The organism is Paenibacillus algorifonticola (assembly GCF_000971975.1).
GTDB lineage: Bacteria > Bacillota > Bacilli > Paenibacillales > Paenibacillaceae > Pristimantibacillus > Pristimantibacillus algorifonticola.
This window is the reverse complement of record NZ_LAQO01000001.1, coordinates 240,185-251,871: the sequence shown is the minus strand read 5'-3', so window position 1 is coordinate 251,871 and position 11,687 is coordinate 240,185. Positions and strand designations below refer to the sequence as shown.

Here is an 11,687-nt window from a genome sequence, read left to right as displayed (position 1 = left end):
AGGGAGCCTGCCTAAATAGGGAGCAGGCTCTTTCCTTTTTCCCTTAGCTGCTGTCCTTGTTGCCCAGGGCACATATTGCGCCGCATCTTAAGCGTATTTATTGAACGTTGTCCATAATTGAGATAAGATGTAGGTACGTTTTGATAGCAAAAAACATATGCTGTTGATGTCTTATTCTCCTTATGAGCGACTACATTACGTTTAAGAAAGCGGTGTGTTTGTGCAGCAACCGATTGCCATACTAGATTCAGGTGTGGGCGGGCTTACCGTCGCCAAGGAAGTCATGCGCCAACTGCCGCGTGAAAAAATTATTTATTTTGGGGATACGGCTCGAACGCCGTATGGACCTCGCCCTGCTCAGGAGGTCGTTCGATTTACACGGGAAATTGTCGATTATTTAATACAGTTTCGGCCGAAAATGATTATTATAGCTTGCAATACCGCTACAGCGGTTGCGCTTGAGGATATACGTTCCAGAGTAGACATACCTGTCATTGGTGTTATCAATCCTGGGGCAAGAGCAGCCATCAAGCGCACCCAGACGGGCTGTATTGGTGTCATCGGTACAGAGGGCACGATAAGAAGCGGCGCTTATGAGCTGGCACTCAAGGAGCTTTCGCTAAGCGTCCGTGTTATAAGCGAGGCTTGTCCGTTATTTGTTCCGCTTGTAGAGCGGGGCAATTTTCGCTCCAATGAAACGTATGAAACGATTCGCCAATCTATAGGGCACTTAAGCCAGTATCCAATGGATTGCCTCATTTTAGGCTGTACACATTATCCTTTTTTGACAGAAGCGATTGCCGAGGTTGTTGGCTCCCGCATTGAGCTAATCAGCTCGGCAGACGAGACGGCTCGTGATATTAGTACGATCCTTCATGATAAGGGCCAGCTTTCCCGAGGGGAAGTGCTGCCTATTCATCAATTTTTCTCCAGCGGAGACCCGTTAATGTTCAAAACAATTGCCCAGCAATGGCTTGGCGAGCAAATTGAGCTGACGCCTGTCGTATGGCAGGTGCCAACGATCGGATAATGGCATGATCCATTTCTGCAAAGCCTGTCTCCCATCCTTCGAAAAAGCTTTCCAAGCCGCTGGCAAGTGGCATGGGAGGCTTTTTTGCCGAATATAATCTAGGAGAAGCGATTTTGGAGCGAGGTGAGGCATATGGTTAATGAAATAGGGGGAGGAAAATACGGCTATCAGGAGCTGCTGACGGACTGCCGCGAGCTGACACAAGCTTACCCATTTGTCACCGTTCATACCATTGGGCATAGCGTGCTGGGCAAGCCCATCGTTGCGCTGCGCTGCGGAACGGGTACAAGAAGCATTCATATGAATGGGTCATTCCATGCTAATGAATGGATTACGTCGGCTTTGCTTATGCGATTTGTAGGGGATTATGCTGCGTCATGCGCTGAAGACCGCTCGATATGCGACGAGCTTGCATCGCGGCTGCATGAGGAGACGACGCTGTGGGCGGTCCCCATGGTCAATCCAGATGGCGTGGAGCTTGCGCAGCAAGGAGCGCTGCCTGCCCACCCATTCTATTCCCAGCTCATGGAATGGAATGAAGGCCGAGAGTCATTTGCCGATTGGAAGGCAAATGCGCGCGGCGTCGATTTGAATGACCAGTTTCCGGCGCATTGGGAGGAAGAGTGCCAGCGGCGCGAAGTGCAGGCGCCCGGTCCGCGCGATTATCCGGGACCTTATCCGTTAAGTGAACCAGAGGCGATGGCGATGGCGAATTTAACGACAGCACAGCGCTTTGATTTGACCGTCGCGCTGCACACGCAGGGCGAGGAAATTTATTGGAACTACCGCGGCTATGAGCCAAAGGAATCGGAGCAGCTGGCGGAGCGGCTAGGACTTGTCAGCGGCTATAAGCCAGTGAAGCTGACAGGCAGCGATGCCGGCTATAAAGATTGGTTTATCCAGCGTTTTAGAAGGCCAGGCTTTACGATTGAAGCGGGACGGGGAGAAAATCCGCTGCCGTTTCAGCAGCTGCCCGCCATCTATGAGTCGGTGAAGCCGCTTCTCGTGGAGGCGTTGTCGCTTCATAGGGAACGGGAGCTTTAGCAGTTTTCTAATGTAAACAGTGTGGGCAAAGCAGAGTGCGAATAGCCGCAGGAAATGAAGCGCAGCTTCGATTTCTTGCGGCTATTGCTGGATGAACGGGATTGAGGAACAGGAGTGCCCGCCTTTAGTCCAGCTTTGCAGCAGAGATGATTATGCTATAATGAAGGCGAAAAATAACAACGAAAGGCGGCGAATGACATGCATAAATTTTTATCACTCCGGCATTGGCAGCGCACGTTCAGCCGGATTTTTCAGCTGCTTCGCTCCAAGGAGGTTTCCTGGAAAGACAAGCTGCTCTTCCTTGTCCCGGTGCTGCTGTATTGGGTTTTGCCTGACGCCTTGCCCTATTTGCCGTTTGATGATATAGCCGTGACGATGATTGTTGCAGAATGGTTTGCCCGCAGAACCGAGAACAAGTATAATAGGATAAGCTAAAATTTTTTTCTAATTGCTGGTTAGACAAATGAAGGAGTGTTTAAGTGATGATGACAGTCAAAATTTCGCGCAATGCGGCAAAGATATTGAAGCTTGAGCTGGACAAGCTTGAGAACGAAGGAAAGAAGCTTCGCGTATATGTGACGCATTCCCACGGCGACCATGCGCACTATGGCATGGGTATTGATGATCCGACGGATAAAGATATTGTCGTATCCACAGATAAAGATATCGATGTTATTTTGGAGAAGGACAACAAATTCCTTGACGGCATTCGCATTGACTACTTTTACGTGCCGGAAGAAGGCTTCGCCATTACGAATCCTTCCCAAGGCAATCACGGCGACCACTAACAGGCCGTGAGACCGAAGACAATACGGAAGTAGGAAGAGCATTAATGGCAAACGATATACGAGTATGTGACAAATGCAAGCATTACCAGGTGAAGACGCTCGTGCCCAAGCTGCAAAAGCTTGCGCCCGATGCGGAAATTCGGGTCGGCTGCAAATCATATTGCGGGCCTTGTGCCCGAACGGCCTTTATTTTTATTAATGGGCGTTATATTAAAGGCGCTACAGAAGATGAAGCTATTGAGAAGATCAAGCCTTACATTAAGTGATAGTCAAGATATGGCAGCAGTGAAGAGACTCAACATCTGTTGGGTCTTTTTTTGCAAATATAAGCTTTTATAAGCCTGCTCTTATAAATTCGCTTCTATTTCTCCGCGAAACGGGCATTGCCATCCTTTGAAGGCAATGCCCGTTTACGCTTTATAAAATATGACAACACATCATGGAGGATTTACAACCGTCGCTTATCAAATGGCAGTAGCCTATTTAGAGACGGCAAAGCGGCTGCAAACGGTAGTAGAGGATGGCTTTGTCGCCCGCCTGGGAGGCGATGAATTTGTTGTCGCTCTGATTGCGACTTTGCAGGACGGTCAGAAGAAGGGGAAGGAGCTGTCTGATGCCATCATTGAGACGATAAATAAACCTTATCGGATTGGGGACTTATCGGATTGGGGACGCTAATGTCCACGTAGAATGCAGTATAGGCGGCATATTGTGGCGCGCGGTCAATGAAGCTAATTTGGCCGGTACGATTAAGGAAACGCTCAATCTTGCAGACCAAGCCTTGTACCATTCGAAAAAAGCAGGCAAAAATCAAGCGGCCTTCCTCGTAAGGTCCTCATGAGAGGTTGAGTGAGCATGCGTCGTTTCCGCTATTATATCGCTGGATTGGTTCTGTCCCTGCTGTACATTGTGGCTGCCGAACTGATCTGGCTCCCCGCTCCGATTAAGCTGGCCGCTTCCGGCATGCTTTGGATAGATATGATTAACTGGCTGCTCTATGCGCTTGCTATCATTCCTTTGCTTTGGCTGGTCGGCGGCTGCCGAGGCATTGTGGAGCGCGTAAACCGAAGCGGCGGTTTTGCACACGTGGCTGCTATTCGTTTCGAGCGACTGCTTGCAGTCGTTCAATACGGCATTGCTGTGCTCGGTGTGTCCGCTATTTTTTGCATTGCTATTTTCCCGCAAAGGTTAATGCTGTCGCTGCCACTCACTGGCGGCATGCTGATGATCGTTTGTATTGAAATGGTCTGGAGCGAGCTGCTTGTGCGCCGCAGTATGACGGGCCCGAGAGGACGTTGGCCCAAAACCTTTATCTGGATGCTGATCTCTGCGCTAGTTGCTGCTTTTGTACTCGTGTACCCGACGAACTATATCGTCACTTATCCGGGACTTACGATGAATATGAACCGCTACGCCCATGTCGAAGGAGGAGCCGCTGGAGGCAGCATTAGCGGCGTGCTGGTGTTTGATCGGCCTGCGGTGCCTGTGGACTGGCTGTACAGTCTGGTGCTGCCGGAATATACGTTTGAGCGCAAGCCTGAGAACGAGCCTTCCTTGTCAGAGTCCTATACGCTCGTTTCGACGATGAAAGCAGATGCGAATAGCGTTGCCGCCGCGATTGCCGAGGGCAAGGCGGGCATAGGCGATGGTGTGACGACGACGGGAGTCCGCATTATCGGCATGACGAAGGATGCCGTTGCACAGGGCGTACTCGTTCCCGGCGATTTAATCGTCAGCCTGAACGGCAAGGCGGTGGCGAATGTGGCGGAGTTGACCTCCTTTATGTCAGATCCGGCCTTTGTTGTGCCGGGAGGATCGGTTCAAGTAGGTGTTCGCAGAGGGACGCTAGCAGAAAAATTGACGCTTGAGGTGAAGACAGCGGCCGCCGCGGCGACCGAACAGTTGCCCGTGCGCGCCGTATTCGGCATTTCGGTGCAAAATGAACTGAAGCTGGATGCGCCGAGGCCTGTCAGCTATTTTTCGTATATTGCCCATATCGGAGGGCCGTCCCATGGCGCCATGCTGACGCTTGCGCTGCTGGATCAGCTTACGCCAGGCGGGGTGACGCATGGGCTGCATGTCGCCGGTACGGGTACGATAGAGCCGGACGGCTCGGTTGGCCTCGTAGGTGGTGTGCCGCAGAAGGCTTATGCGGTGAGCCGGACCGATGCGGATGTTTTTTTCGTACCGGAGGAGCTTGCGCCGGAGGCGAAGAGCGCAGCGCCGGAGCTGCTCGTCGTGCCGGTAAGGACAATCGACGATATTTTGCTCTGGCTGCAAACCAATGGGAAATCCTAACCGTAGGGTGAAAATAAACCGAAGAGGCCGGCTGCTTTTATAGGCCAGCCCAATAAAAATGCCCCATGGCATAGCCGCTTGTATCGCGGCGTGTCATGGGGCATTTGTTTTATTTTTGAGCGACCATTTGAATGCTGCCGGCTCGAACCATGCTTTCAGCATAAAGCTCCGGGATCAAATTATGGATCACCAGAAGATCCGACATGGACAGCTCTGTTTGCGCGGCAGCACGCAGGCTGAGACACGGAGCGAGCTCCCCAGGTGATTGTTCCGCCACATTCCAGCATTTTCCATGCTCGGCAATCCCGTCGGCGGAGGGGATATAATAAACATCGCCATTCGTAAATGCGCCATTGCGCAGCACAACAAGCTTGCGGTTCTGCTGATTTTGCTGCTGCGGCTGACTCATGCTGTCCGTAATTAGCGGCGTTCCAATCATTGCAAGCTCGCTTGAGGATATTCCGAGCAGATGCAGCAGCGTTGGCGCGACATCAAGCTGTCCGCTCGGAGAGGCATAAGTTCCTGCATAGCGATCGTCTGGCAAATGAACGAGAAAAGGCACCTGCTTAACGATCTGTTCCCGCTCCAGCTCCTTTAACGGTTTGCCAAGGAAGGCTTCAAACAAGCTCCAATCGCTGATCGAATTATCATGATCGCCATACATGGCGAATATCGTATGCTCCCAGAGCCCTTCCTTCTGAAGCCGCTCAACGAGCTCGCCAAGCGCTTCATCAACATAATGGATCGCTTGCAAGTAATCCCCCATCATTGTACCTTCAAGCTCACCGAGCGAAAGCTTCTGGTCGGCTGCTGGAATTTGGTACGGGTGATGGCTGGACAGCGTAATGAGAAAGGAGTGAAACGGCTGCGGCTGCTCGGCAATTCGGTCAAGCGATTGGCGAAAAAAGGATTTGTCTCCAAGCGACCAGCCGATCGGTTCGTCCAGCTCGTATTGTTTTTTGCTCACAAAAGCATCGTATTTCATATTCGCGTACATCGTATTGCGGTTCCAGAAGCTTCCTTCATAAGCATGGAAAACGCTAGTGTAGTAGCCGTTATTATGCAGCGTCTGCGGCAAGCATTGAAATTCATTCCCGGCATATTGAATAAATACCGAGCCGCTGGCGAGCGGCTGAAGCGAGCAATTGCTGACAAAATCCGCGTCCGACGTTCGGCCCTGCGCGGTCTGATGGAAAAAGGAGCTGAAATAAGCGCTGCTCTTGACCAACTTATTGACGTTCGGCGTGATTTCCTGGCCGTTGAACGACTTGCCGATCATGAAATTTTGGAAAGCTTCTGCCTGTACCAAAATAACATTGCTGCCTTTATACGCGCCAAAGCTTAAGTCCTGCTCCTGCTTGGCGCGCGATTGCCCGGATTCCTTCGTCCAAGCGAGCACCTTCGAAGTCGTCTCGGCAGAAACGGCCTCTGCGTTCAACCAATGCAGGGCGGCATAACGGTACAGATCATAGCCGTGAAAGCCCAGAGCACCTGTCACATTGTACAGCGATAAATTCCACCAATTGCTTTCGAACAATCCTTTTGCCCATGTGCGTTTGGCATCATGAATGCCGCCAAAGGTCAGCATCAATCCCATCATCAGCAGGGCGAGGCTTAGGAGCAATCGACGTGCCTTTGTTCGCCAAGAGGACCGCTTGATGAGCGGGAATAAAGCGGCCTCAGCGTTCGTGGCGGCTGGCATGGCAACTGTCTGGGCAGCGCGCCGCTTCCATGCCAGCACACAGGCACAACCAAGCAGCAGCGGGATATCGGCCAGCAATACAAAATCCTTCGCTTCCAGCAGCGTAGCGATGCTGCCCCCAAGCGCCTCAACCTGCCCGGCCTGCAGCAGGACGGGGACGGAAATCAAATCCTCGAAATAGCGGTAATAAATTAAATCGGCATACAAAATAGCCGAGAACAGGGTATTCATCGCGATGAGCGTGATGAGTCTGCCCCGCAGCGGCAGCAGCAGCGTCCAGAAGCTGCAAAGCGCAAGGGTGCCAATGGCGATTGTGACATCGTAGACGTTCATTTTCATATTTGGCACGGCTATAAATAAATCAAAGGCATACAGCTTAAGCAGCAGCACTCCGAAAAAGAGCAGGAGCTCCGCGCCATAGGGACGCCGTCCCCAGCGGGCTGCTGCTTGAAAGCTGTTGGTTAGAATTTTGCGTCTGTTTTGATGCATGAATTGAAAGTTCCTCTCCTAGAGTCCCTTTCCTCTCCTAAAAAGCGATTCTATTTCTCTATTTTTCTGATGATTGGGATTTGCGGTTCGCATACAGGCCGCCAGGTCCGAAAAACTGGTAATAGTTGCATTCAATCCGTCCGTTGAACAGCTTGCGCTTCTTGTCGGCGGGACGGCCCATATAATGCTCGATAGCAGCAACAGGCGTGAAAGCAAAAAATGACCAGGTCGGCAAATGGAGTGCCGACATGCCGAACTGGCGCAGCGCAGCTTCCGCCTCGCGATCATCGCCAAGACGCTCCCCGTATGGCGGGTTCGTCACGATGACACCGTATTCGCCCTCGGGCTTTATTTTCGCTGCTGACATGACGCTCAGCTTGATGTCCTTGCCGAAGCCGGCTTTTTTAATATTGGCTGTCGCAATTTCGATGGCGGCTGGGTCAATATCCGATCCGGCAATTTGCAGCGCCACATCATCCTTCACCGCATCAAAAGCTTCTTCCCGCGCGGTTTCCCACAGCTTGCCCTGCACAAGCGGCCAGCCCTCGCTGTTGAAGGAGCGGCGCAGCCCTGGAGCCACGTTCCACGCCAGCATAGCGGCTTCGATCAGAATAGTACCTGATCCGCAGAACGGGTCGTAGAGCGGGCGCTCCGGCTGCCAGCGGCTAATTTGCAGCAGCGCGGCTGCCATCGTCTCACGCAGCGGCGCTTCCGTCGCCACATTGCGATAGCCCCGCTTGTGCAGGCCAGCTCCTGTCGTATCGAGTGTCAGCTGCGCGCGATCGTTAAGCAGCGTCACTTCGATGACGTAGCGGCCCTCATTTTCCGGAAACCATTCGGTTCCGTAGCGCTCTTTCATTTTTTCTACGACCGCTTTCTTCACGACGCTCTGACAGGCAGGGACGCTGGACAGCTGCGACTTGTGGGAACGTCCGTCCACCGGAAACTCGCCATCTCCCGGAATCCAGTCAGGCCAGTCCAGCGCCTTCGTGCCTTCAAACAGCTCCTCGAAGGTAGTCGCCTGAAATTCGCCCATCTTGACCAAAATCCGTCCTGCCGAGCGCAGCCATAAATTCGTGCGGCAAATATCGATCGGCTCGGCAGGGAAAGTAATGCGTCCATTTTCTACTGTCAAATCGGTGTAACCAAGCTCCTTCAGCTCGCGTGCGACAATCGCTTCAAGGCCCATCGGCGTCGTTGCGATCAATTCAATTTTCGTTGTCATTCGTGTCACTCTCTCCTTCGTATGTAAAGCGCAGTTGAATCCTCACGGTCAAAATCATACAATCAAGTATAGTAAACGCAGCTTGTTTTGACAAATGAAAGGATGAGTAAAAAAATGACGAACGAAAATGAACAATATGCAGACAGCTTATATAAGGAAGATTTAGACCTGATTCGGGTGCGCGAAACCCTTGCTGCAAACGGTATGCCAGACATTTCCGTCGCGGAAGGCTACGGCCGGCTGCTGACGATGCTGGTCGCCATGTCAGGCGCGAAGCAGCTGCTCGAAGTCGGGGCGCTTGGCGGCTACAGCGGCATTTGCCTGCTGCGGGGAGCGGGAGAAGCCGGGCGGCTGACGTCGCTGGAGCTGAAAGCGGAATACGCGGAGGTCGCGCGCGGCAATGTGGAGGCAGCAGGCTTCGGACAGGCCGTCACATTCAAAATCGGCGATGGCAAAGCGAGCTTGGAGCAGCTTAAAGCAGAGGGACAGCAGTTTGATTTTTTCTTTATTGATGCGGATAAGGAAGGTTATCCCGTGTATTTGGAATATGCGCTCGCATTAGCGACGCCAGGAGCCGTTATCGTAGGCGACAATGTATTTTTGCGTGGACGGACTATGAATGCTGCCAGAGTTGGTCCAGCTATACAAGCCGTAAGGGCGTTCAATGAGCGGATTGCAAGTGACGAGCGGCTGCTGAGCACGGTGCTGCCCGGCTATGATGGACTGGCCATTGCGATTGTAAAATAGGAGCGCGGGGCGGAGCGAAGGTTGACGCTGGCAAGCAAACCATTTTATAATGATGGGGAATTAAAATCAGCGCCCGGCGAGAGAGGGAACGGTGTCCGAGGATCATGAGAAAATAACCTATTCGTTCAGAAGCTTGTAAATGACTACTTATGATTAATTAAAAGTTCATTTTCTGAAGATAGGATTATTGCGCCCATTTCCGGACATGCCTCGTACGTTTCGCTCGCGTTTTTAAAAATATAAGCATTTATAAGTTTTATCCTTATAATGGGCTTATTTTCACCCTCGAAACGGTAGCTTTGCCGCCAGATGAAGGCTTCAGCCGTTTACGCTTGAAATATAAGCATTTATAAGTTTCACACCTATAAATAGGCTTATATTTCTCGGACTGAAACGCGCCGCGCCGCCAAAGGACGGCGACAGCCGTTTCACCTTGGCGTGCTTGTTTGCTGCTATACCTGAATAGAGGTAGCTGCATGCTTTTTCGGAATGGTTATAATTGGCGAATAATCCTCTTCAGATCGATACTTATTCGAGCTGGGGAGGTTTTTTTATGGGAAAATTAGAGCTTAGGCATATTGAAATAGCAGTACAGGATCGATTGTTAGGCAAACTGGATGGCGTCTGGGAGCTGGGTGATCGCGATCGCGTCGGCATCATTGGCGTTAATGGAGCGGGCAAATCGACGCTGCTGGCTGTGCTCGCAGGCAGGGTGGAGCCGGATAAAGGCACAGTGACCCGCAGCGGTTCCGTTGCTGAGCTGCGTCAGGCAGCGGGCTATCGGGGCGAGGCAGCGGCGGATGAACAAGCAGAGCAGCGGCCCTCTGATGTACTGAGCGATGAGCATGAGCTGCAAGAGGAAGCGATTCTCCGCTCCCGCCATAGCGAAGGCGAGAGCGCCAGCCGCTGGCAGGCACTGGATGCGGAAGAGGCAGAAGCATTCGGCAGCGGAGGCGAGAAGACGAGAACGGCGATAGCTGAGCTGTTCGCAAGCGGAGCGGAAATATTGTTTGCAGATGAGCCGACGAGCCATTTGGATGCGGCAGGCATACGCCAGCTGGAAGAAGCCTTCGCGGCGTATCCGGGAGCAGTTATCTTCGTCTCCCATGACCGCGAGCTGCTGGACCTTGTGTGCACCTCGATCATCGAGCTGGAGGATGGGAAAATCCTTATTTTCAAAGGCAATTATTCGGCCTATAAGCGGGAAAAGGAAGCGATGCGGGCCCGCGAAGCTTTTGAATATGAGCAGTATGCCAAGGAGAAGAGCCGTCTGCTGGATTCGCTTGCCAAAGTGCGCCAGTCGGCGAAGAGCATCAGCCACAAGCCGAAGCGAATGAGCTATAAGGAGGCGAATCTAGGGCTGGAAGGCATGCGCAGCTCGCAGGCGAAGCTGAACCGGACGGCGGAGGCGCTGGAAAGCCGTTTGGAGCGGCTGGAGGTGAAGCAGAAGCCTGCGGAGCTGCAAATGCCCTTATTCGACGCACAGGTGCATGAGCCTTGCCGCAGCAAGCATGTGCTGCGATTGGAGCGGCTGGAGGCAGGGCTATCAGATGACCGCTGGCTATTCCGCGAGCTGTCCGTTCAAATGAAGCCAGGCATGCGCGTCGCGCTGGTAGGCGGCAATGGAGCGGGCAAAACGACGCTGCTTCGGAGCATTTATGAGCAAGCGCAAGGGGTTGTGGCGGCGCCGTCCTGCCGGATGGGCTATTTTCGCCAGGATTTATCGCTGCTGGATGAATCCAAAAGCGTATTGCACAACGTATTGGCATCAGCCGTCTACCCCGATGCGCATGTTCGAACCGTATTAGCAAGGACACTGTTCAAAGGCGAGGATGTGTTTAAGCAGGTGGCGCTGCTGAGCGGCGGCGAACGGGTGAAGGCGGCGCTTGCGAAGCTGCTGCTGGGCCAGCATAATACGCTGCTGCTCGATGAACCATCTAATTATTTGGATATTTACGCCCGTGAGCAGCTGGAAGAGACACTTCGGGCGTATCCCGGCACGATTATATTTGCGTCGCATGATCGGCGCTTGGTTAGTAGAGCGGCGACGCATACACTGCAGCTGCTCGGTGACGGAGAATGGCGCTTCAGCGAGAATGAAGCGGTTGACGATGGCGGCGCTGCTGCCGACAAATCGGCAGCAGCAGGAACAGGAGCAGCGCAAGCGAGCGTGGAACGGGAGGAGCTGCGGCTGAAGCTGGAGCGCGAGTTCGCTGAGACGTTGGCGCTGCTGTCGCTTCCGCAGCGTTCAGCCGAGGATAAGGCGGCGCTGGAGCTGAAATTCAGCGAGCTGGTCGCCCAGCGCAGGGATCTGAGGTTATAACGCACGGCTAAATGTGGTGGGCGAGTAAGCTGTATTTTTCA

The 11,687-nt window shown here is 52.8% G+C and carries 10 protein-coding genes and 1 pseudogene; 9 read left to right on the top strand and 2 right to left on the bottom strand.

All coding sequences use genetic code 11. The annotated features are described in order from the left end of the window. Positions 1-220 precede the first annotated feature (220 nt). The 7 genes and pseudogenes from racE to WH37_RS07870 all read left to right on the top strand — a co-directional run bounded on the left by racE (position 221) and on the right by WH37_RS07870 (position 5,160). Positions 221-1,030, top strand: coding sequence for a glutamate racemase (gene racE / locus WH37_RS07900; RefSeq protein WP_046230003.1), 810 nt, complete (start codon positions 221-223; stop codon positions 1,028-1,030). Between the two features lie 132 nt (positions 1,031-1,162). Further along, positions 1,163-2,074: a M14 family metallopeptidase gene (locus tag WH37_RS07895; RefSeq protein WP_046230002.1), complete on the top strand. Its 912-nt coding sequence runs from the start codon at positions 1,163-1,165 to the stop codon at positions 2,072-2,074. Between the two features lie 198 nt (positions 2,075-2,272). Further along, positions 2,273-2,509, top strand: a complete 237-nt coding sequence (locus WH37_RS07890) for a hypothetical protein (RefSeq protein ID WP_046230001.1) — start codon at positions 2,273-2,275, stop codon at positions 2,507-2,509. A gap of 50 nt (positions 2,510-2,559) precedes the next feature. Then, a complete protein-coding gene (locus WH37_RS07885; RefSeq protein WP_046230316.1) occupies positions 2,560-2,862 on the top strand; it encodes a heme biosynthesis protein HemY in 303 nt (100 codons plus the stop codon). Between the two features lie 44 nt (positions 2,863-2,906). Further along, complete coding sequence (locus tag WH37_RS07880; RefSeq protein WP_046230000.1) at positions 2,907-3,128, top strand: YuzB family protein; 222 nt, start codon at positions 2,907-2,909, stop codon at positions 3,126-3,128. A gap of 160 nt (positions 3,129-3,288) precedes the next feature. Further along, positions 3,289-3,507: pseudogene (locus WH37_RS07875) on the top strand (hypothetical protein); the annotation flags it as partial. 210 nt (positions 3,508-3,717) lie between these two features. Then, positions 3,718-5,160, top strand: coding sequence for a S16 family serine protease (locus tag WH37_RS07870; RefSeq protein ID WP_046229998.1), 1,443 nt, complete (start codon positions 3,718-3,720; stop codon positions 5,158-5,160). 109 nt (positions 5,161-5,269) lie between these two features. Here the strand turns inward: WH37_RS07870 and WH37_RS07865 are convergent, their stop codons facing one another. Further along, positions 5,270-7,351: an LTA synthase family protein gene (locus WH37_RS07865; protein ID WP_052736868.1), complete on the bottom strand. Its 2,082-nt coding sequence runs from the start codon at positions 7,349-7,351 to the stop codon at positions 5,270-5,272. A 58-nt stretch (positions 7,352-7,409) separates the two neighbouring features. Continuing rightward, a complete protein-coding gene (locus tag WH37_RS07860; RefSeq protein WP_046229997.1) occupies positions 7,410-8,576 on the bottom strand; it encodes a THUMP domain-containing class I SAM-dependent RNA methyltransferase in 1,167 nt (388 codons plus the stop codon). A 114-nt stretch (positions 8,577-8,690) separates the two neighbouring features. On the opposite strand from WH37_RS07860, the gene WH37_RS07855 reads away from it, so the two are divergent. Continuing rightward, a complete protein-coding gene (locus tag WH37_RS07855) occupies positions 8,691-9,323 on the top strand; it encodes an O-methyltransferase (protein WP_082110700.1) in 633 nt (210 codons plus the stop codon). A gap of 553 nt (positions 9,324-9,876) precedes the next feature. Further along, complete coding sequence (abc-f, locus tag WH37_RS07850) at positions 9,877-11,646, top strand: ribosomal protection-like ABC-F family protein (RefSeq protein WP_046229995.1); 1,770 nt, start codon at positions 9,877-9,879, stop codon at positions 11,644-11,646. Positions 11,647-11,687: the final 41 nt, after the last annotated feature.